Genomic DNA, 21828 nt, shown 5'->3' on the forward strand with positions numbered 1-21828 from the left:
GCGAGGAGGATGGCGCCCAGGGGAGGATGGTGCCCATGATTGAGTGGAGGCGGCTCAGCACAGGCATCAGGCCGGTTCCCGATCCGGTCGCCACGCCCGTCATCTGGGGTGGGGCCTTCCTCGGTGCGCTGGTGCTGGTGGCGACCCTGAACTTCCTCGGCGGCCACGGCCGCCCGGTGTTCGCCCTGATCGGGCTGTCGCTGCTGGCCGCCCTGCTGGGGCTGTGCGCGCGTTTCGTCGCCGCGCCCGGTACGGCGGCGCTGTGCTGGCTGTTCCTCAACGGCTTCGCCATTCCGCCCGCGGGCCGGCTCTCCTGGACGGGCGACCGCGACGCCGGCTGGCTCGCCTGCCTGCTGGCGGCGGCCGTCGCGGGCACCGCGCTCGCCCGTATCGTCAACGCCCGGGCGGGATACCGCCGTATCTCCCCGCTCGGCCGCCGGCCGGGGCCGCCGGAGTGAGCGAACGACCGGTGCATGGTCGTAGAGGCGCCAGGCGCCAGGCGACGACCGGTTCCATGGTCGTAGAGATCCCAGGGGCGTAGTGCCCGATCCCTCGCGCTACTGCGGCATCGTCAGGACCGCCACCCCGTTGACGCGGTCGGCGGCGAGGTCGTCGAGGGCGGCGTCCGCCCGGTCGAAGGGGTAGGGCGTGACCGTGGCGCTGATGCGGTCCTCGGCGGCCGCGGCAAGGAATTCGCGCCCGTCCTCGCGGGTGTTGGCGGTGACGCTGCGCATGGTGCGTTCGCGGAAGAGATGGCGGTCGTAGTCGAGGGACGGGATGTCCGAGAGGTAGATCCCGGCGATGCTCAGCGTGCCGCCGGCGTCCAGGGCCTCCAGGGCGACCGGGACCAGTTGGCCGACCGGGGCGAAGAGGATGGCGGCGTCGAGGGGCTCGGGCGGGCGGTCGTAGGAGTCGTTCGCGGAGGCGGCACCGAGTTCCAGGGCGAGGGTCTGGGCGGCGGGTGAGCGGGTCAGGACGTGGACGACGGCGCCCTGGTCGATGGCCACCTGGGCGGTGAGGTGGGCGGAGCCGCCGAAGCCGTAGATGCCGAGCCGGCCGCCCGGCGGCAGGTCGGCCCGGCGCAGGGCGCGGTAGCCGATGATGCCGGCGCACAGCAGCGGGGCGAGCTCCTCGTCGGTGTATCCGGAGGGCAGCTCATAGGCGTAGGCCGCCGGTACGGTGACGTACTCGGCGTAGCCGCCGTCCGCGTCCCAGCCGGTGTACTCCGAGGACGGGCACAGGTTCTCCTGGCCCCGGAGGCAGTAGCGGCAGTGGCCGCAGGTGCGCCGCAGCCAGGGGACGCCGAGCCGGACTCCGGGGCCGGGGCCGTGCGCCCGCGAGCCCGCCGCGACGACCTCGCCGACGGCCTCGTGGCCGGGGACGACGGGGCTGCGGTGCGGGGGCAGATCGCCGTCGCGGACGTGCAGATCGGTGCGGCACACCCCGCAGGCCCGGACCCGGATCAGCAGTTCGTCCTCCGCCGGTCGTGGCACCGGCAGCTCCACCTGCTCGATCCGGCCCGGGGCGGGGACCACCCATGCCCGCATGGTCGCCGGGAGGTCGGCGTTCGCGTCCGTCGTCACACCGTCAACGTAACGCCGTGGGGCCCGTCGCGACCGTAAGGCACGCGTTCAGGCCATGCGGCGCCAAAAGGGAAGAGATACGGCCGGAAACTGCCAACCGAGTGCGGGTGCGGTCAGGCCGAGGTGCCGTCCATCGCGGTGATCAGGCTCTTGGGCCGCATATCGGTCCAGTGCTCGTTGACGTAGTCCAGGCACGCCTGGCGGTCGTCCTCGCCGTGGGCGACCGTCCAGCCCGCGGGGACCTCGGCGAAGGCCGGCCACAGGGAGTGCTGCCCCTCCTCGTTGACGAGCACCAAATAGCGGCCGTCGGGGTTCTCGAAGGGGTTGCTCATCGCTGTTCTCCTCGCTGGCGATCGGCGTCGACAGGCTTGACGGTACCGGCCGGAGCGGGCACCCGCCGAGGGGCTCCCGAGGGCCCTGGGAAAAAGCCTGGGATACGGAAATGGCACCTTCCTGACGGAATTCGGTGTTCCGGTGTGTCCCTCGCCTACGGTCCGCGGCATGGTCGCGTCCGCCACAACCGAGTCCAGAGGCTCCATGGCCATGGAGCTCACCACCGGCGACCCCGCGCTCACGACCCGTCTGGAACGCGGGATGGACGCCTCGGAGGAGCAGTTGCGCGCTCTCGCCACCGAGGCCCGGGACCCTTGGGTCGCGGAAGTCGCCGGACATCTCTTCGGCAACGGCGGAAAGCGGCTGCGCCCGCTTCTGGCGCTGGTCGGCGCCGAGTTCGGCGACCGCGATCCCTCCGCCGCCGTGCGGGCCGCCACCCTGGCCGAGCTGGTGCATGTCGCCTCGCTCTACCACGACGACGTCATGGACCAGGCCCGCACCCGGCGCGGGGTTCCCAGCGTCAACGCCCGCTGGGGCAACACCACCGCCGTACTCGCGGGCAATTGGCTGCTGTCGAAGGCCGCCCAGCTCGCCGCGGAACTCGGCCCGGAAGCCATCCGGTTGCAGTCCAAGGTCACCAATCGGCTGATCATGGGCCAGATACGGGAACTCGTCGGCCCCTCGGACGACGACGATCCGCTCTCCCACTACTTCACCGTGGTGGCCGGGAAGTCGGCCTCGCTCATCGCCATGGCGCTGCAGCTCGGGGCGGTCCGGACGGGCGCCCCGGAGCCTGCCGTCCAGGCGCTCGCCGAATACGGAGAACATCTGGGAATCGCCTTCCAGATATCCGACGACATCCTCGACATCACCTCCACCTCCGAGGTCTCCGGCAAGGAACAGGGCAAGGATCTCGCGATCGGCGTGGCCAGCCTCCCGGTGCTGCTGGCACTGGCCGACGAGCGGCCGGAGGCGGGTGAGTTGCGCACCCTGCTGACCGCCGCCGCCGCGGGCCCGGAGGGCGCCGGGCTGCCGAGGGCCGTCGCGCTGCTGCACCGCTGCGGGGCGCTGGCGGAGGCGCGGACGGTGATGCACGCCCGGCTGCTGCGCGCCAGGACCGCGGTGAACGGACTGCCGGACGGGCCGGCGACGCGGGTTCTGCACGCGCTGTGCGACTTCGTCGCGCGCCGGGATCACTGACCGGCTCCCGTACCGTCCTCGTACGTCCGCGTCGTCCTCCCAGGGCCGTTTCCACCGTCCTCCCAGGGCCGTTTCCACCGTCCTCCCCAGTCGGCCGGTGTCGCCGTCACGACGTAGCCTGATCCCTATGGGCAGCTCACGGTCGGATGTGGTGGACGAGCCCATCGACCCCGACACCGGCCCGGCCCCGCCCGCCCGGCATCATCCCTGGCGGGGGCAGGGCCCCGTGGTGGGCGTGGTGGCGGTGGGCGGCGCGCTCGGGGCGACGGCACGCTACGGGGCGTCGCTGCTGTGGCCGACCCCGTCCGGCGCCTTCCCCTGGACGACCCTGCTGGTCAACGCCGTCGGCTGCGCGGTCATCGGCGTCTTCCTGGTGCTGATCATTGAGATGTGGACGGCCCACCGGCTGGTACGGCCCTTCTTCGGCACCGGTGTGCTCGGCGGCTTCACCACCTTCTCGACGTATGCCGTGGACTTCACCCGGCTGGTCCAGGACGGCCGTTTCGCCGTCGCCTTCGCCTATCTGGCGGGGACGCTCGTGGTGGCGATGGCGGCCATATGGGCGGCCGTGGCAGCGACCCGGCGCGTGCTGGGCGCGTACGGCGGCGGGCCCGGCGGGAGGGCGGCCCGGTGACCGGCGAGCCCGCGCTGCGGCTGACCGTCTTCATCGGCGAGAACGACACCTGGCATCGCAGACCGCTGTCCGCCGAGATCGTGCACCGCGCGCATCGTGCGGGGCTCGCGGGTGCGAGCGTGTTCCGCGGCATCGAGGGGTACGGCTCCTCGTCCCTGATCCACACCTCGCGGCTGCTGTCGCTCGGCGAGGATTTGCCCATGGCCATCGTGATGATCGATACGGCGGAGCGGGTGCGGTCCTTCCTGCCCGAGCTGGAGGAGATCGTGGGTGACGGCCTCGTGGTGGTCGATCCGGTCGAGATCGTGCACCCACGGGGCCGAGCCCGGTGAACTGGCTGCTGGTGATCGCGGGCGGGATGGTCGGTGCCCCGCTGCGCTATCTGACCGACCGCGCGGTGCAGGAACGGCACGACTCGGTGTTCCCCTGGGGCACGTTCATGGTCAATGTGGTGGGCTGTCTGGTGCTGGGCCTGCTGACCGGCGCGGCGACGGAGGGGGCGGCGTCCCAGCGGGCGCAACTGCTGCTGGGCACGGGGCTGTGCGGGGCGCTGACGACGTACTCGACGTTCACGTACGAGACCCTGCGGCTGACCGAGGAGGGCGCCCGGCTCTTCGCCGTGGCGAATGTCGTGCTGAGCCTGGCGGCCGGGGTGGGCGCCGCCTTCGCGGGTGCGGCGCTGGCCCACGCGATCTGGGGCTGACGGCACGACCCCCGCGGCGGCCTTACGGTCGCCCCGCCCCATGGCACACGGCTCGCAGCAGCCTTACGGTTCGCACCGGCGTTACCGTCCGCACCCCCGCACCCCCGCACCCCCGCACCCCCGCACCCCCGCACCCCCGCACCGACACAGCTACGGCAGCAGTCGCGTCGTGTTCGGCGGCAGGCCGAACTCCCCCGCGGCCGCCGTCCGCAGATGCTCCAGCATCACCCGGCGCAGCTCCCGCGCGGCCCGGGGCGGCGCGACGTCCTTACGGTGGGCGACGGCGATGGTGCGCTGCATATCGTGGCCCGCGAACGGCGTGATCCGCAGCCCGGACCGGGCCGCCACCATCCCCGGCAGTACGGCGATGCCGAGCCCGGCCCGTACGAAGCCCAGCACCGCGTCCATCTCGCCGCCCTCGACCGTGAAGGACGGCTCGAACCCGGCCGCCCGGCAGACCGCCGTGGTGAATTCGCGCAGGTCGTAGCCGCGCCGGAACATCACCATCGGCCGGTCCCGCAGATCCTCCACCAGGATCCGCCGACGCCGGGTGGGGGGTGGGGACGCGGGCGAGGAGGCCACCACCAGCTCCTCCCGCAACAGCTCGGTGGCGGCGAGGGCGGAGGCCTGTCCGGGCAGCGGGGTGATGATCAGCGCGAGGTCCAGCTCGCCCGCGGAGAGCGTGCGGACCAGGTCCTGGGAACCGCCCTCGTCCACGATCAGCTCGATGCCCGGGAACTCGTCATGGAAGCGGCGCAGCACATCCGGGACGAAGCTGGCGCACAGGCTCGGCGTGGCCCCCAGCCGCACCCGGCCGCGGCGCAACTGCGCGACCTCCTGGACCTCGCGGTGCGCGGTCTCGGCGTCGGCGAGGATCTGGCGGGCCAGCGGGAGCAGTGCCTCTCCGGCGTCGGTGAGCGCGATATTGCCGCGCGCCCGGTGGAAGAGATCGGCCCCCAGCTCCCGCTCCAGGGCGCGGATCTGCTGGGACAGCGAGGGCTGGGCGACATGCAGAAGCTCCGCGGCGCGGGTGAAGTGCCGGGTCTCCGCGACGGTGGCGAAATAACGCAGCTGATGCAACTGCACACCACGATGATAGGCACCGGCCATGGACGGGCTATGGACGCGTGACCACAGCGTGCCCAGGACATATGGGCCAGGCCACGTAGCCGTCCCCGGGGAACCAGGACAAGGCAGCAGGGCGCCACCCGGCGACCGGCCTCGGGGTGAGCGGCCGTCGCCGGGTGACGACGCGCGCCCTACTGGTGGGCGGCCAGCGCCCGCGTGCCCGGGCTACAGGATTCGAGCAGCGGGGTGAGCTCCGCCTCGGGCAGCTTCCGCGCCGCGCCGGGCCGGCCGCCGTCGAGGTGGGCGATGGACGCGTCCAGCCAGGTGCGGTGCGCTTCCACCCCGATGAACTCGGCGAGCCGGATCAGTTCCTTCTCCGGCTCCTCCAGCAGGGTCTCGTACGACAGCGCGGTGCGCTGCTCCGCCGGGACGTCGTCCAGCTTCCGCAGACCGTCGACGATGGTCTCGGACCACAGAGTGCCGAACGCGCTGAGCGGGATGGGACGCTCCATCACCAGTGCCGGGTCGTAGCGGTCACTCAGCAGCGGCGCCAGGTCGGGTGGGAGCTGGGCCGCGTGCTGCGGCGTCAGGTGCTGCGGGGTCTCCAGACCGAGGTGCATGGCCATCTCCCACAGCATCGGGATCATCCGGAAGCTGAAGTGGCGGCTCATGGAGACGGCACAGTCGGGGCCCTCGCGGTAGAGGTGCACGAAGCGCGCCTCGGGGAAGGCGCGGTGCATCTCCGGCACGCGGCCGATGGACAGGCCGGTCCGCTCGACGACGGCACCGGGGTTGCCGAACCGTGCGCCGAGGGAAGCGAAAAGGGCCGTCCAGTGATCTGCCGGACGGCGGGTGGGCCAGGAGGTGACCTCGGACTCCAACTCGTCGAAGAGCGCGTCGGGATCGTCGGTCAGATGGGGCAGCACCATGACGCTGATGGCCGGAATACCGGTGGTCTCCGCGTCGAACCGCCGCTTGGGCAGCTTGTGGTAGAGGAACTCGGGCGGAGTGGCGCCATTTCTGATCATGCTATTGGTGATCACATTGGGCCGGGACAGATATCCCCAGAACTCCGGGCCGCTCAGCGGAGCCTCGTCCAGCATCTCCGCATCGGGAATGCTGGCGAACAATTCATTGATGCTGAGAACATCCGGATGAATATTGATGACCTGAGACAGAGCCGTCGAACCGCACCGGCCGGTGCCGACGACAAATGTCAACTTCTGGTTGACCACGCGCACTTCCTCCCGTTTTCTCGGACAACTAGCTGTTCCCCTAGTAGCCGTTCCCATAGTGGCCCATGACACACCACAGCCCATTCGGCGGCCGCGGCGATGCTAATGGACGCCTGGGGCGACGATGGCTACGACCATGGAACAGGGGAAACACACACAACGGGATGCGAGGGGACGAACTCAAGGTTCGCTGGTTTCCGACACTTTTGCGCAACTTTCACATCCGACAGGGGTGTTACCTCTGGCAACCCCCAGCCACCAGCGGCGAACCGCGATGTGAGAGTCGACGTGCGGCTTCACAACTCGGTTACGGGGGCGAAACCATAATCGAACAGTTTCTCCCGTGACGAGACGGTCATCTTTTCCTACCAACAGCACTGCTAGAGTGCGCATCCGCCCCATACCCCTGATCCTGGGCTGGCATGCCCAACCCGGCCGGGAGGGGCGGAAGAAGACGCGACATGACACAGAGCAGCCATACCGCCGCACAGGGTGTCAACAACGGAAGGGACCTGGGGCACAACAGCGGCGCGGTATTTTCGACTCGGGGGACGATGCATTACCAGGTGCGCCATGCACGGTGATTCGCTTTCAAGACCCCTGCGCATACGTTAAATCGGGGAAGGTGTTTCGTACGTGTTGGTGGAGCGCGATCAGGAGATAGCCCGGCTCAATCGGCTCCTCTTCGAGGGCGCCCGCGAGGGAAGCCGGCTCGCCGTGATCAGCGGCGCCGTTACGTCGGGAAAGACCGCACTGCTGCACACCATGGCGGACACGGCGGGTGGACGCGGCGTCCGGGTGCTGCCCGCGGTCGCCTCCGCCTCGGAGCAGAAGTTCCCGTATGCCGTGCTCGAGCAGCTCTACCAGGGCATGCCGGCCCATCTGCAGCCCTCCCGGCCGCGGCCGGGCCTCGAAGCGCTCCGGAACCCGCACGGCCCCATCGAGGCCGAACTCCCGCTGCTCCAGGACTTCCACCGCACGCTCGACGAGCTGACCGGGGACGCCCCCCTGCTGATCGCCATCGACGACGTCCAGTTCGCCGACCTTGCGTCGCTGCGCTGCCTGGCGTACGGCATCCGCCGCTGCCGCTCGGAGGCGCTGTCCGTCGTGGTCAGCCGCGGGTCGCTGACCGGCCCCGCCGCCACGGCCCTGGACGAGCTGCTGCACGAGCCGAAGGTGTGCCATGTCCGGCTCGCCCCGCTCACCGTCGCGGGCGTCTCCACGCTGCTGACCCAGGAGTTGGGCACCGCGGAGGCCGGGCGCCACGCCGCCGCGTACCACGAGATGACCGGCGGCAATCTGCTGCTGCTGCGCGGTCTCCTGGACGACAGGTTCTCCCGCCTCACCCGCGGCCCCCTCGACCCCGCGCCCGGAACGGACGCCCCGGTGGCCGGGGAGCTGTTCCGGCAGGCGGCGCTGTCCTGCGTGTACCGCGGCGGCCCGGCCCATCGCCGGGTGGCCCACGGGGTCGCGCTGCTGGGTGACGCCACGTCCGTTCCCCTGCTGAGCGGGCTGATCGAGGTCGAGGAGCGGCTGGTCCGGCAGTCCGTCGGGCTGCTCACCGAGGTGGGCATCCTGCACGGCGGGCGGTTCCGCAGCGACGCGGTGCGCACCGTGCTGCTGGACGATCTGGAGCTGCACGAGCTCGGCCCGCTGCACCTGCGCGCCGCCCGGCTGCTGTACGAGGAGGGCGCCGACCCCGTCGACGTGGCCCGCCATCTGCTCAGCCACGAGGTGCCCGGGCCGGTCGAGGAGTGGATCTCGCAGGCACTGTGCGACGCGGCCGTGCACGCCATCGCCGCGGACCGCAGGGAACTCGCCATGAACTGCCTGCAGATGGCCGACCGGTACAGCACCGACGAGCGCGAGGCGCTGCAGCTCCAGGCCACGATGGTGCAGGCCATGTGGCCGTTCAACCCGCTGTCCCAGATGCGGCGGCTGCAGGCGCTGGCCGGTCCGGCCGGCAGCGGGCTGCTGCCCGCGCCGCAGACCATCCCGGTCATCATCGGGCTGCTGGGGCTGGGGCGGATGGGCGAGGCGGCCGCCGCGCTGGAGCAGGTCAGCCGGGCCGCCGCCGAGCACCCGGGCACCGATCTCGACACCGCGCTGCGCGCCATCCGGCTCGCGCTGTCCTCCACCTACCCCGACCACCCCGAACTGCGGCCCTTCCTGGACCAGGAGGAGTGCGACGGCCCCTGGGACATCGGCCCGCTGTCGCCTGGCCAGTCCCCGGAGTCGCCCCAGCTCACCGCGTTCCGGGCGCTGCGGACCGTGCTGAGCCGCGGTGTCGACGAGCGCGCCGTGCGGGCCGCCGAGCGGGTGCTGGAGACCGTCCGGCTCTCCGACCGGACGATGCTGACGGTGCACGCCGCGCTGCAGACGCTGGTGTACGCGGACCGCCACGCCACCGCCACCAGTTGGTGCGACCGGCTGATCGAGGAGACCTCGGAGCGCGGCGCCAAGGCGCTGCTGGCCTACTTCTGTGTGCTGCGGGCCCAGATCTCGCTGCGCGTCGGACGGTTGCGGGACACGGTCCGGTACGCGGAGCGGGCACTGGAGGAGCTTCCGGCGCGCGGCTGGGGGGTCACCGTCGGCATGCCGCTCGGGATGCTGATCAACGCGCACACCGCCATGGGCAACCACGACGCGGCGGCCGAACTGCTCGCCCGCCCGGTGCCGGAGGAGATGTACCGGAACCGCTTCGGGCTGCACTACCTCTACGCACGGGCCCGGCATCAACTGGCCACCGGCCGGCAGCACGCGGCCCTCACCGACTTCCGTGCCTGCGGCGAGAAGATGGCCGCCTGGGGCCTGGACTCGCCCGCCACCCTGACCTGGCGGCTCGGCGCCGCCGAGACCTGGCTGACCCTGGGCGGCCAGGAGCGGGCGGCGCGGCTGGCGGAGGAGCAGTTGGAGCTGGCCGGGGAGTCCTCGTCCCGCACCCGGGGCGCCGCGCTGCGGGTCCTGGCCGCCACCCGGCCGCCGAACGAGCGGATCGCGCTGCTGCAGCAGGCGGTGGGGGTGCTTCAGGCGAGCGGCGGCTGGTACGAGATGGCGCGGGCGCTGGCGGATCTGGCGGAGGCGCACAAGCTGCTCGGCGATCTGGACACCAGCCGGCTGATGACCCGCCGGGCCCTGCGGCTCGCGGATAGCTGCGGCGCCGAGGAGTTGTCCCGTTCGCTGCAGCGCACTCCGGCCCGTTCGGCCCTGTCGGAAGCGACCCGAACCGGAGAGGATACGGCCGCCTTTTCCGAACTCTCCGATGCCGAGAGCCGGGTCGCAGCACTAGCAGCTTCCGGCTACACCAACCGGGAGATCGCCGCTAAGCTCTACATCACGATCTCCACGGTGGAACAACACTTGACCCGCGTCTACCGGAAGATCAACATCAGCCAGCGCCGAGAACTGCCCGCGAGCCTGGATTTCGATGTCGCTTACACCGCCTGATATCCCCGCGATGCCACTCGGCCCCAAGAGGTTGATGCCATGACGTGCGCTACCGCGTCCGCCACGACCATGCTCGTGCCGGATTTCCCCTATTCCTATGACAGGTGGCTGTCCCATCCAGCCGGTTTGGGCTCCCTGCCTGCTGCGATGCACGGGACCGAAGTCGCCGTCATCGGCGGCGGCATGTCCGGACTGACCGCGGCCCATGAGCTTCTACGACTAGGGCTTTCCCCAGTTCTTTATGAAGCGGAGCAACTGGGCGGCCGGATGCGGTCCACGCCCTTCCCCGGGAATCCGGAATACAAGGCGGAGATGGGCGCGATGCGCTTTCCGGTCTCCGCCCGGTCGCTGTTCCATTACATCGATCTGCTGGGCCTGTCCACTCATCCTTTCCCTAATCCTTTGGCACCGGCCACCGCGAGCACGCTGATCGACCTGAACGGCGGCCAGGACCGGGCGCGCACCGCCGACGAGCTTCCGGGGGTCTACCAGGAGGTCGCCGACGCGTGGGACAAGGCGCTCCAGGAGCGCGCCGACCTGGCCACGCTGCGGGACGCCATCCAGCGGCGGGACGCCACCACGCTGAAGACCATATGGAACGCGCTGGTCAAGGAGTTCGACGACCAGTCCTTCTACGGCTTCCTCGCCACCTCTTCCGCCTTCCAGTCGTTCCGCCACCGGGAGATCTTCGGCCAGGTGGGCTTCGGCACCGGCGGCTGGGACACCGACTTCCCCAACTCGGTGCTGGAGATCCTGCGCGTCGTGGTCACCGAGGCCGACGACAACCAGGTGGGCATAGTCGGCGGCTCCTCCCAGGTGCCGAACGGGCTGTGGGAGCACCAGCCCGAGACGCTCGCCCACTGGCCGCGAGGCACCTCGCTGGCCTCGCTGCACGGCGGCCGGCCCCGCCCCGCGGTCACCCGGCTGCGGCGGACCGCCGACGGCGTCCGGGTGACGGACGAGAGCGGCGAGGAGCGCGAGTTCCCCGCGGTGGTCTACAGCCCGCATGTGTGGACGCTGCTGAACCGGGTCGACTGCGATCCGTCGCTGCTGTCCACTCCGCTGTGGACGGCGGTGGAGCGCACCCACTACATGGGCGCGTCCAAGCTGTTCGTCCTGGTCGACCGGCCGTTCTGGCGGGACGCCGACCCGGCGACCGGCCACGACGTGATGAGCATGACGCTCACCGACCGGATGCCGCGCGGGGTCTATCTGTTCGACGACGGGCCCGACCGGCCCGGGGTCATGTGCCTGTCGTACACCTGGAACGACGACTCGCTGAAGGTCGCCACGCTCTCGGCCGAGGAGCGGCTGGAGACGCTGCTGACCAAGCTGGCCGCGATCTATCCGGATGTGGACATCCGGTCGCACATCATCGCGGGGCCGCTCACCGTCACCTGGGAGACCGAGCCCCGTTTCATGGGGGCCTTCAAGAACAATCTGCCCGGCCACTACCGCTATCAGCGGCGGCTGTTCACCCAGTTCATGCAGGACGGGATGGATCCGGCGCAGCAGGGCTTCTTCCTGTGCGGGGACGATGTCTCCTGGACGGCCGGGTTCGCCGAGGGAGCGGTGACCACGGCGCTGAACGCGGTGTGGGGGGTGCTCCACCACCTCGGCGGCACCACGCATCCGGACAATCCGGGCCCCGGTGATCTCTTCGACACCTTCGCGCCGCTGGAGCTTCCGTACGACTGACGGCCACGGCCGTACGCATACAGCACACAAGGGGAGCCGACGCGCGCCGTCGGCTCCCCCTGTCATGTCTCAGCCCTGGGCGATCTGCTCGAGCCGGCGCTTGTCCGGCTTGCCGTTGCGGTTGAGCGGGAAGCTCTCCAGCACCTCGACCCGGTTGGGCTGTTCGTAGAGCGGGAGCACCTGGCACAGCCGCTCCCGCCAGTGCTTGGCGTCCCGCAGCTCGTCGTCCTCCACGAAGAAGACCAACTGGGTGTCGCCGGCCCGGCGCTCGTCGGGGAGCGGCACGATCCGGGTGGAGATCTCGGCGAGGGCGGCCTTCCGCTCGATCAGCTCGGGGTGGAGCGTGTAGCCGGAGCGGTGCACCGCGAACTTCCGCCCGAGGACGAAGAGGTTGTCGTCGGCGTCGAGGTAACCGAGGTCGCCGGTGGTCTGCCAGCCGGTGGGCACGGCGTCGATGGTGCCGTCCTCGGCGAGATGGCCCTCGAGCGCGTCCGGGGTGTCGACCTCGATCTCGCCGGCCTCGCCGGGGGCGGCCGGGTGGCCGTCCTCGTCGATGACGCGCAGCTTGATGCCCTCCATGGCCCGGCCGCAGGAGACCGGGTTCTCCAGGGTGGCGAAGGCTATGTTGCCCAGCTCGGTGCTGCCGTAGCTGTCCAGCAACGGCAGGCCGAACTCGGCCACATAGCGCTCGGAGAGCGCGCCGTCGAGCGGCGCGGCGCCCGAGCAGAACATCCGGACGCCTTCCAACTGCGCCCGCAGCGACGGCTTCCGGCCGACCAGGTTGAGCATGGTGCGGTAGCTCGACGGAGTGGCGTCGATCACCGTGGCGCCGGTCCGTCCGGCCATCTGCACGGCCCGGTCCAGGCGCTTGTACGGGGCGATCACCAGCGAGCAGCGGGTGAGCCAGGCGATGAGCACCATGGACAGCCCGTACTGGTGGGCGAAGGGCAGCAGCGGCAGCAGCACGTCGTCCGGCCGGTGCCCGACCTGGGCGGCGTTGCGCTCCAGGTTGGTGAGGAACTTACGGCCGGACTTGACGGCGCCCTTGGGCTCGCCGGTGGAGCCGGAGGTCCACATGATCAGGCCGTCGCGGCGGTCGGCCCAGGCGTCGAAGGACAGCTCCCGGGGGTTAAGCGGGCGCCCGGCGGCCGGGGCGATCAGTTCGTAGAGGTTCACCGTACGGATGTCGGCGTGGATCGGGGCGTCGTCGTCCACGAAGGCGATCGTGGCGCCGGTGCGCTGGGCGATCCGCCGGGTCTCGTCCGGGTGCTCCTGCTGGTCGATCAGCACGATGGAGGCTCCCACGTGCATGAGCGCGAACAGCACACTCACATAGGCGGCGGAGTTGCCCGCCTTGAAGATGACGCGGTCGCCGTGGGTCACCCCGTGCTCGCGGATCACATCGGCGACGCGCAGCGCGTCCAGCTCGAAGTCGGCCAGGGTCTGCACCGAGTCGAGCGCGTAGATCTTCGCGGTCATCGAACGTACTCTTTTCCTTTTCGCTCAGGGGTTCGCTCAGGAGATACGGGCAGCCCTGGGCGGGTCCCCCCTAGGCTCCCTGGTCTTCGAAGCCGGTCTCCCACTCGGCGTCGACGGGGACATACGAGAGCAACTGGTCGTGCACCAGGTTGACGACCTCTCTCCGGCTCGAGTCGAGGTAGTAACGGGCGCCGGGAAACACCTCGAGGTCGAATCGTCCGCTCGTACGCCGCCGCCAGGCCCGTACGCCGCGCAGCGGGGTCTTGGGGTCGCCCTCACCGGCGAGGGCGACGATCCGGCAGCCGAGCTCCGGGGGCCCCAGGGACATGCCCCAGTGCGCGGTGCGGCCGGATACGAACAGGGTCAGCAGCGCGGTCCCGGTCTCCCGTTCCAGGCGCTCGGCGACGCGGTAGGCGAGGTCGGCGCCGGCCCGGTGGCCGAAGAAGGCCAGCGGGCGGTCCATCCACTCCCCCAGCGCACCGAAGATCCGGTCCGCGAGGTCGGCCGAATCGGTCAGCCGCTCGTCGTCGTCGACGCCCACGTACAGGGGGTACTGGATCGCCAACACCTCGACGGTGGGCAGCAGAAGCTCGGACAGCGAGAGGTAGTACGCGGTGGAGTGGGCGGATTCCGGGAAACAGATCAGCCGGAAACTACTCGGAGTTTCCGTTTGCAATATCCGAATAAGGCCCACATCATCGGGCTTGATCTGGCTCAAGGAGTACATCCCCGCGATTGCACTGAGGGGCCGGGCACGAGTGCGATGGTGGGGCGCGTCGACCACGCTCGTCCGAGATGCTGACTCCGTGAGGCTATGAGCCCTTCTCCTGACCCACAACCCCTAGTAACCGCTATTCGAGGTACGCGCTATATGCGGGTACCGCGCCATCCCGGCGTGGCCCGGGACACAGCGGGACACAGCAGGCGCCCCCTAAGGCCCCCTCACCCGTGCCACCACCCCCTAATCTGCAGGCAGTTAGGGGTCAGGAGTCAAGCCGTCGTGTTAAACAAGAGGAAAGTAATGTTCTCCTCAAGCCAATTAAATCGGTGCGACGACAGCGATGAACACAACACGTCCTATTGACTTCGCCGTCGTTGTCGACGGCTTGGTCAAGAAGTATCCCGGCCGGCCCACCCCGGCTGTCGACAATCTCAGCTTCACCGTCAGGCACGGTGAGGTCTTCGGCTTCCTCGGACCCAACGGAGCGGGCAAGACCACCACCATCGGCATCCTGACCACCCGTGTCGCCCCCACCGGTGGGCGTGCCTTCGTGCAGGGCGTCGATGTGGTGCGCAGGCCGGCGGTGGCCCGGCAGTCCTTCGCCATCGTGCCGCAGCGCAACAACCTGGACCGGTCACTGACGATCCGTCAGAACCTGACCTTCCACGCCGGCTACCACGGTCTCCCCCGCTCGGAGCGGAACCGCCTGGCGGACGAGAGCCTGGAGTGGGTCGGCCTCGGCGACCACGCCAAGGCCCGGGCGGACCAGGTCTCCGGTGGTCAGGCACAGCGCGTGATGATCGCGCGGGCGCTGATGCACCGCCCCCGAGTGCTGTTCCTGGACGAGCCGGCCACCGGCCTCGACCCGCAGTCACAGATCTTCGTACGCGACCGGGTCGCCGAACTGAAGACCCGTGGCGTCACGGTGGTGATCACCACCCACGACATGGAGGAAGCCTCCAAGCTGTGTGACCGGATCGGCATCGTCGACCACGGCAAGCTGCTCGCCCTGGACACCCCCGAGGCACTGACCAGCCGGATGAGCAACACCGCGCTGACCGTCTCGGTGCGCCCGCCGCACAGCGGGATGAACGGCGTGGTCCACATGGTGCAGGGCCTCGGGGTCGCCGAGCGGGTCGAGGTGCTCGGCGCCGAGGACGAGATGGGCGGGGCCGGGGCGATCGACGACGGCACCTTCCGGATGAAGGTCTACAGCAACGCGTCGTCCTCCGTACTTCTGCCCACGGTCATCAAGGCCCTGACCGACACCGGTTGCGAAATCAAGGACCTGAATGTGAGCAAGGCGAGCCTGGAAGACGTCTTTGTCGACCTGACGGGGAAGGAGATGCGATGAGCTCCTCCTCTCGACCCACGTCCTCGACGGACGGGACCACGGGTGGCAAGGCCGCGGAGGAGAAGCCCGCGGCCGGCGCCGGGGCACCCACGCACCAGGGCGGCGCCGCCAGGGGCGGTGAGCACCGGCCCGCCGACCCCAGGACCCCCGCTGCCAGGCCGGAGGGGAACGGCACCACCGACCCGCGGAACCCCGAGCCCAAGTCCCCCGAGCCCAAGTCCCCCGAGGACGACGGCTTCGAGGACACCCGGACCGTGCTCGTCCGGTCCAAGCCGTCGGCCCCGCATCCGGGCGCCGAGGTGCAGAAGGCCACCCCGAACGCGCCGGTCAAGCACGAGGGCAAGGCGCCGGATGTCCGGCAGCCCGACCCCCGGCAGCAGCAGAACCGGCCGCAGGAGCACCGGCACCACGGGGCGGGCGCGGGCACCACCCACGGCGACATCGGGGACACCCTGACGCTCGTCATCAAGCCCATTCCGGCCCCGTCGGCGTCCCAGGCCGCGCAGGACGCGAAGGCGGCGCTGAACGCCATCATCGCTGCGGCCGACGCCCGTTCGCCGCTCGTGGAGCCCGAGCCGGAGCCCGCCGAGCTCGAGCTCGAGCTGCCCGACTCCAAGTCCCGCGGCGGGCGCCACCGGCGCCGCGCCAACCGGTGGCGGACGTTCTTCTTCATACTGTGGCGGGACATCTTCGTCACCGGCCGCGAGATGGGCCCCTTCCTGGGCCAGGTCATCGTGGAACCGTTCTTCATGCTGTTCGTCTTCGGCAAGGTGCTCGGCGAGATCGGCTTCACCCAGCCCGGCTTCCAGCAGGTGCTGCTGCCCGGTGTGGTGGCGCTCAACAGCTTCCTGGTCGCCCTGCAGAACACCGCGCTGCCCCTGGCTATCGACTTCTCCTGGACCAAGGAGATCGAGGACCGATTGCTCGCACCCATCCCGGTCTCCCTGGTGGCGGTGGAGAAGGCGATCTTCGGCGCGATGCGCGGTCTGATCGGCTCCCTGATCATGATCCCGATCGGTCTGGCACTGCTGGACGACGTCTCCTGGCCGCTGGAGAAGATGCCGGTGACGCTGGGCATCCTGAGCCTGGGCGGACTGGTCGGCGGCTGCGTCGGCCTCACCCTGGGCACCCTGGCGCCCGCGCGTCATATCTCCATCGTCTTCGCCATGACGCTCACCCCGATCATGTTCACCGGGGCCACGCAGTTCCCGTGGCGGAGCCTGGAGACCGTCCGCTGGTTCCAGATCCTGTGCAGCTTCAACCCGCTGACCTATGTCACCGAGGCGATGCGCGGACTGCTGCTGGCCCCAGGACCCAAGACACCGGAGTCGATTCCGCTGTGGATCTGCTTCTCCGCCATCGGAGCGGCGATCCTGATCTTCGGCTTCATCGGCATCCGGGGCTTCAACCGCCGGGCGCAGGACTGAGCGACGGCAGGATCGAGAGTAAGGCACCACACCATGACGGCATCCGAGCAGACGAAGACGGCCATCGTGTTCCCCGGTATGGGGCCCTCCGGCTTCTCCGAGGTGGGCAGGTTCCTGACGCTCGACCCGTTCGCCCGCAAGCGGCTCGCCGAGGCCGACGAGGCGCTGGGCTACTCGGTCTTCGACCGGCTCCGCGACTCCGAGGACGACTACTCAGAGGCCACCCAGATCGCCTTCCTGGTGAACTCGATGGCCTCGGCGGACCGCGCGGAGCAGGAGCACGGACTGGTCCCGGACCTGTGCGTGGGCCCCAGCTTCGGGCAGAAGGCGGCCGCGGCGTACGGCAGTTCGCTGCCGTTCCCCGAGGTGGTGCGGCTCACCGCTGAGCTGGCCCGCTGTGAGCACGCGTACTTCGCCGAGGAGCACCAGGACGCGGTCACCCACACCTTCGTGCGCACTCCGCAGGAGAAGCTGACGGAGATTCTCACCGAGCTCGGCGAGCGCGGTGAGTGGTACGACTACTCCGGCTATCTCGACGACGGCTTCTTCATGGTCTCGCTGCGCGAGAAGGAGCTCGAGGGGTTCAAGAAGGCGATCAGCCAGGCCGGCGGCTACTCCATGTACACCATGGTCCCGGCGGTGCACGCGCCCGCGTTCGCGGAGCTGCGGCGCCGGGCCGCCGAGGAGATCCTGCCGAAGTACGACATCCTCGATCCCAAGCTGCCCGTGGTCACCGACCAGGACGGCACCATCGTGACCTCGGCCGACGCGCTGCGCACGATGCTTCTGGACACCTTCGACCTGCCGATCCACTGGCCGAAGGTGGTGGACACGCTCAAGGGCGCCGGGGTGTCGAAGATGTACATCACCGGGCCGGACAACCTCTTCCACCGGCTGGACCGCACCAAGTCCAACTTCGAGGTGGTGACGGTGGGTCCGGGCAAGCGCTCGCGGCCCACGCGTAAGCGCTGATGACGGCGTAACACGCAGCGCGGCGATGCTCCGCCCAACGCCCCGTGACTCAACCGAGTCCACGGGGCGTTGGCGTGATCGGGATGTCCGAGGTGCGCCGTTCGCCCCCGCACCTCAGGGGTGGTTGCCGGTTTCCCGGAAGATGGCGAGCGCCTTCGTTCGGGCGTCGATGGCCTTCTTGAATCGCCGCCTCGCCAGCAGAGCGTTGCTGAGGTTGTGCAAGGCCAGACCCTCACGGTGGCGGTCGCCGGTTTCCCGGAAGATGGCGAGCGCCTTCGTCTGGACGTCGACGGCTTCCTTGAATCGCCCCGCCTTCGACAGAGTGGCGCCGAGGTTGTGCAACGCCAATCCTTCACGGTGGTGGTCGCCGAGTTCGCGGTAGATGGCCGCGGCCCGGGTGTGAGCCTCGAGCGCCTCACTCAACCGCCCCATCTCGCCCAGAGGCCGACCGAGATTGTTCAGCGCTTGGCTTTCACCATGGCGGTCACTGGTCTCACGGAAAATGGCGGCGGCCTGGGTGTGAGCATCGATGGCCTCGCCGAACCGTCCTACCTCGACCAGAGCCAGGCCATGGTTGTTCAGCGCGATGCCTTCACGGTGGCGGTCGCCGACCTCACCGTAGATCGCGGCGGCCTTGGCGTGAGCGTCGATGGCCTGGTCGAACCGCCGCAGCCCGACCAGAGCCCGGCCGAGGTTGTTGAACGCCAGTGCTTCACCGTAGCGGTCACCGTAGGTGCGAAAGATGGTGGCGGCCACCATATGGTATTCGCCGGCGCTTTCGAACTGCCGCAGCTCGGTCAGGACGCCGCCGGCGTTGTTCAGCGCATGGGCGGCATCCTGGCGGTTGCCCGTCTTACGGAAAATGGTGGCCGCCTGGGTATAGGCGTTGAGCGCATCCTCGAACCGCTGCAGCTTATTGAGAGTGATGCCGAGGTTGCTGAGCGCATGCCCTTCCCTCTTGCCGTCGCCGGCTTCGTGGAAAATGGTGACCGCCCGGGTATGCGCGGTGACGGCATCGTCGAACCGCCGCAGCTCGGTCAGCGCGCTGCCGAGATTCGTCAGCGCCCCCGCTTCACCGTCGCGGTCCCCGAGGTGGCGATAGACGATTGCGGCCTTGTCGTGGGCGTCGACGGCCTCGTCGAACCGCCGCAGCCCGGCAAAGGCAAGACCGAGCTGGTTCAGCGCCACCGCTTCACCGCAGCGATCACCGGACTCACGGCACATGGCCAGGGCCGACGTCGTGACCGTCACCCAGTCATCAAAGGCATGGCTGTCGTGGAGGTACCGGGTAAGAGCGTCCGCAAGGTCGAAGCTGGTTTTCTGGAGGCCGAATCGCGGAGCTGCGGTGACGGTGGCGACGAGGTTGGGGCGTTCGGCGTCCAGCCAGGCCAGCGCGCCGTCGCGGTCGGGGAAACGGGACGAGGGGGCGCCGCGTCGCGTGTCCAGATGGGAGTCGGCGGCCTCCGCGGTGGCCTGGTAGTAGGCGAAGAGACGGGAGCGGGCCACATCACGTTCGTCGCTGGCGGCGTGGAGGCGGCCCTTCTCGTCGGCATACAGGCGCACGAGGTCGTGAAACCGCCAGCGGCCCCAGACGTGTGCAGGTTCGAGCAGGTGGGCGCGGGCCAGGTCTTGCAGGAGTCCCTCCACCTCGTACAGGTCGTCGTCGGCAAGGTTGGCAGCGCTCTCGGTGGCAAGGTCGTCGCCAGGGTTGAGCGACAGCAACCGGAACAGGCGGGCCTGTTGGTGGCCGAGGTGCTGGTGGGAGAGATCGAAGGCAGCGCGTACCGCGCGCTCCTCGCGGCGGAGCCGGTCCAGCCGGCGGTGCTCCGCATCAAGGGCCAGAGCCAGGGAGGCCAGCGGCCGCTTGGGAGCATCAGCCAGTAGGGCGGTCGCGATACGCAGGGCCAGCGGCAGGCCGGCACAGAGCCGGGCGATGGCTTTCGCGTGCTCTGGCTCGTCCCGCACACGGGTGTCGCCAGGGCCAAGGCGGTTGTGCAGGGCTTGGTTCAGCAACTCGATGGAGGATCGCTCGTCAAGGACGTCGAGGTCGTGCAGACGAGCGTCGACGTCCAGAGTGTGACGGGAGGTGAGCAGAGCGGCGGTGGTGCCATCGGTGGGCAGTAGCGGCCGAGCTTGCTCCTCGTCGGAGGCGTTGTCGATGACGACCAGTATCCGCCGTCCCTGTTCCGCGAAGGCGGCCAGCACACTGCGATACAGCCGCGTGCGGTCCTGCAGACCGTCGGGGATGTGCTCGCCGGGCATTCCCAGAGCCCGTAACAGACCGTCCAGGGCGTGCTCTGGAGGCAGTCGGCGTTCCCTGTCGTAGCCGAACATGTCGACGAACAGCACGCCGCCGGGAAACCAGCCCGGCTCCTTCAACGCCCGGGTGGCTGTCTGTACGACCAGTTCGGTCTTGCCGACTCCGGCCATCCCCGCCACCGCCGCCATCAGCGGTGCTTTCCGCTGCTCCCTGCCGGGAGCGAGGCCCTCGAGTAATCGCTCCACCTGCTCCTCACGACCGGTGAAAGTGCCGGACGCCGGAGGGAGCGCGGACAGCGCCGGGGTGACCTGTGGCGGCAACTGTACGGTGATGTCCCGGCCCTGGATCACGGCGTGGAAGAACACACCACCATTGATTGTGTTCGACGCCGCCCCGCTCGCGCCGTCCCGCCCGATGGCATCTGCCTCGGCCATGCCGCTCAGCCCTGTGGCGACGGGCTCAGCCCCGTCCACGTCTGTCGCCCGAGCTCGCCACCGGCGCCGCCAGCCGGCGCCACCAGCAGCGTTTTCCCCGATATCGGATCCATCTCGCACCCCCGTTGGCACATCGATTGCTCACCGACGGTAAACACAATAGAGGGATCGGCCCCCGGTCCGGGGGCCGATCGCTTCGGTGGCTGGTTGCCGGCCGGGTCAGGTGGTGGGGAAGTCCCCGCGCCTGACGGCGGAGACGAACGACGACCAGGCGGTCGGCTCGAACATGAGCGCCGGGCCGTGCGGGTCCTTGCTGTCACGGACGGGGACCACGCCGCGCGAGGCGACGAGGTTGGCGGCGATCTCTATACACTGGCCGCCGTTGTTGCTGTAGGAGGACTTGAACCAACGGGGGGATTCGGTCGTCATGGAGTGCCCTTCCGCAACTGGCTGATTATGGCTACAGACTGAGCCTGAGAAGGCGCTTCGGCCTGTAGCTGATGGTAGGCCGCCAGCATGGGCAGGACGAACCTGCCGTCACGTTCCAGATGCCCCCGCTGGGCGGACTCGGCATACGACATGAGCGACCGGTCCGACATCGTGAGGATGGTGACCGGCAGGTCGAACGGACGGCGAGCCCCCATGCTGAACGGAGCGACCTGGAGCACGGTGTTCGGCAGCTCGGCGAACTCGATCAGCCGCTCCAACTGGGCATTCATGACGGCGGGTTCACCGACCGGCCGACGCAGACAGCTTTCATCCAGCACCGCCGAGATCAGCGGCGGGGGCGTCCGGACAAGCGCGGTCTGCCGCTCCGCGACGAGCGTGACCCGCTCCTCCGCCTGCTCGGTTGCGATGGTCCCCCGCTTGACGGTGCTGTCCGCCAACACCGCCGCGTAGTCCGGCGTCTGGAGCAGACCGGGGATGACGCCCACTTCGTACAGCCGGATCTCCGCTGCGCGCCCCTCATGGTCGACGAACTCCGGGAACCCTTCCAGCAGGCTGCCGTGGCGGATCTCGCGGAACTGGCGCTCAAAGGTGTCCTCACCCTCGATACCGAAGGCTCGGTCTGCGCTGCGCGAGAAACGGAGGGTTGGAGGTTTACGACCATTTTCGACGGCTGATACATGCACACTGGAGTATTCCGCACGTGCGGCAAGGTCCTCTTGAGTCCAGCCACGAGCCTCCCGCAGGCTCCGTAACCGCGCCCCGTAGGCCGCCTCGGGCGAGGCGTCCGGGTTCAACTCGTTCTTGTTCACAGGTCGTCCCGAGCCTTCCAT

The 21828-nt window shown here is 69.6% G+C and carries 19 protein-coding genes; 10 read left to right on the forward strand and 9 right to left on the reverse strand.

The genetic code is table 11. From position 1 onward, the window contains the following. Positions 1-35 precede the first annotated feature (35 nt). A complete protein-coding gene (locus STRVI_RS37420; RefSeq protein WP_014060762.1) occupies positions 36-458 on the forward strand; it encodes a hypothetical protein in 423 nt (140 codons plus the stop codon). A gap of 99 nt (positions 459-557) precedes the next feature. On the opposite strand, the gene STRVI_RS37425 is transcribed toward STRVI_RS37420, so the two are convergent. Then, a complete protein-coding gene (locus STRVI_RS37425) occupies positions 558-1547 on the reverse strand; it encodes a zinc-dependent alcohol dehydrogenase family protein (RefSeq protein WP_043241116.1) in 990 nt (329 codons plus the stop codon). A gap of 149 nt (positions 1548-1696) precedes the next feature. After that, entirely contained in the window at positions 1697-1915 is a 219-nt protein-coding gene (locus STRVI_RS37430; RefSeq protein ID WP_014060764.1) for an MbtH family protein, read from the reverse strand. Between the two features lie 169 nt (positions 1916-2084). Here STRVI_RS37430 and STRVI_RS37435 point away from each other — a divergent pair, with 169 nt between their 5' ends. The 4 genes from STRVI_RS37435 (at position 2085) to crcB (STRVI_RS37450) (ending at position 4453) form a co-directional block, all read left to right on the forward strand. Further along, positions 2085-3116 (forward strand): polyprenyl synthetase family protein, encoded by a 1032-nt coding sequence (locus STRVI_RS37435; protein WP_014060765.1) that lies wholly within the window; start codon positions 2085-2087, stop codon positions 3114-3116. A 127-nt stretch (positions 3117-3243) separates the two neighbouring features. Further along, complete coding sequence (crcB, locus tag STRVI_RS37440) at positions 3244-3750, forward strand: fluoride efflux transporter CrcB (protein ID WP_014060766.1); 507 nt, start codon at positions 3244-3246, stop codon at positions 3748-3750. Further along, entirely contained in the window at positions 3747-4082 is a 336-nt protein-coding gene (locus STRVI_RS37445; RefSeq protein WP_014060767.1) for a DUF190 domain-containing protein, read from the forward strand. The genes crcB (STRVI_RS37440) and STRVI_RS37445 overlap by 4 nt, the downstream gene beginning before the upstream one ends. Next, entirely contained in the window at positions 4079-4453 is a 375-nt protein-coding gene (gene crcB / locus STRVI_RS37450; protein WP_014060768.1) for a fluoride efflux transporter CrcB, read from the forward strand. Before STRVI_RS37445 ends, crcB (STRVI_RS37450) begins: the two co-directional genes overlap by 4 nt. A 150-nt stretch (positions 4454-4603) precedes the next feature. On the opposite strand, the gene STRVI_RS37455 is transcribed toward crcB (STRVI_RS37450), so the two are convergent. Continuing rightward, entirely contained in the window at positions 4604-5539 is a 936-nt protein-coding gene (locus STRVI_RS37455; protein WP_043241119.1) for a LysR family transcriptional regulator, read from the reverse strand. A 173-nt stretch (positions 5540-5712) separates the two neighbouring features. Continuing rightward, on the reverse strand, positions 5713-6813 hold the full coding sequence (locus STRVI_RS37460; RefSeq protein ID WP_078505540.1) for a sulfotransferase: 1101 nt from the start codon (positions 6811-6813) through the stop codon (positions 5713-5715). Positions 6814-7392: 579 nt separating this feature from the next. On the opposite strand from STRVI_RS37460, the gene STRVI_RS37465 reads away from it, so the two are divergent. Together STRVI_RS37465 and STRVI_RS37470 are read left to right on the forward strand one after the other, a co-directional pair. Further along, a complete protein-coding gene (locus STRVI_RS37465; protein ID WP_014060771.1) occupies positions 7393-10203 on the forward strand; it encodes a helix-turn-helix transcriptional regulator in 2811 nt (936 codons plus the stop codon). A gap of 39 nt (positions 10204-10242) precedes the next feature. After that, positions 10243-11901, forward strand: coding sequence for a flavin monoamine oxidase family protein (locus STRVI_RS37470; protein WP_014060772.1), 1659 nt, complete (start codon positions 10243-10245; stop codon positions 11899-11901). A gap of 69 nt (positions 11902-11970) precedes the next feature. On the opposite strand, the gene STRVI_RS37475 is transcribed toward STRVI_RS37470, so the two are convergent. Further along, entirely contained in the window at positions 11971-13380 is a 1410-nt protein-coding gene (locus tag STRVI_RS37475) for a class I adenylate-forming enzyme family protein (RefSeq protein WP_014060773.1), read from the reverse strand. 70 nt (positions 13381-13450) lie between these two features. Further along, positions 13451-14056, reverse strand: a complete 606-nt coding sequence (locus tag STRVI_RS37480; RefSeq protein ID WP_251982818.1) for a thioesterase II family protein — start codon at positions 14054-14056, stop codon at positions 13451-13453. 385 nt (positions 14057-14441) lie between these two features. On the opposite strand from STRVI_RS37480, the gene STRVI_RS37485 reads away from it, so the two are divergent. The 3 genes from STRVI_RS37485 to STRVI_RS37495 are packed head-to-tail and all read left to right on the forward strand — an operon-like array spanning position 14442 to position 17854. Further along, positions 14442-15455 carry an ABC transporter ATP-binding protein gene (locus tag STRVI_RS37485; protein ID WP_014060775.1) on the forward strand — a complete coding sequence of 338 codons (1014 nt, stop codon included), beginning with the start codon at positions 14442-14444 and terminating at the stop codon, positions 15453-15455. Then, positions 15452-16882 carry an ABC transporter permease gene (locus STRVI_RS55180; RefSeq protein ID WP_014060776.1) on the forward strand — a complete coding sequence of 477 codons (1431 nt, stop codon included), beginning with the start codon at positions 15452-15454 and terminating at the stop codon, positions 16880-16882. Before STRVI_RS37485 ends, STRVI_RS55180 begins: the two co-directional genes overlap by 4 nt. A gap of 33 nt (positions 16883-16915) precedes the next feature. Continuing rightward, on the forward strand, positions 16916-17854 hold the full coding sequence (locus tag STRVI_RS37495) for an ACP S-malonyltransferase (RefSeq protein WP_014060777.1): 939 nt from the start codon (positions 16916-16918) through the stop codon (positions 17852-17854). 114 nt (positions 17855-17968) lie between these two features. Here the strand turns inward: STRVI_RS37495 and STRVI_RS37500 are convergent, their stop codons facing one another. The 3 genes from STRVI_RS37500 to STRVI_RS37510 all read right to left on the reverse strand — a co-directional run bounded on the left by STRVI_RS37500 (position 17969) and on the right by STRVI_RS37510 (position 21807). Next, complete coding sequence (locus STRVI_RS37500) at positions 17969-20548, reverse strand: tetratricopeptide repeat protein (RefSeq protein ID WP_014060778.1); 2580 nt, start codon at positions 20546-20548, stop codon at positions 17969-17971. A 219-nt stretch (positions 20549-20767) separates the two neighbouring features. Further along, entirely contained in the window at positions 20768-20977 is a 210-nt protein-coding gene (locus STRVI_RS37505; protein WP_014060779.1) for a DUF397 domain-containing protein, read from the reverse strand. After that, complete coding sequence (locus STRVI_RS37510; protein WP_014060780.1) at positions 20974-21807, reverse strand: helix-turn-helix domain-containing protein; 834 nt, start codon at positions 21805-21807, stop codon at positions 20974-20976. The genes STRVI_RS37505 and STRVI_RS37510 overlap by 4 nt, the downstream gene beginning before the upstream one ends. Between the last annotated feature and the right edge of the window lie 21 nt (positions 21808-21828).

The organism is Streptomyces violaceusniger Tu 4113 (assembly GCF_000147815.2).
GTDB classification, from domain to species: Bacteria; Actinomycetota; Actinomycetes; order Streptomycetales; family Streptomycetaceae; genus Streptomyces; species Streptomyces violaceusniger_A.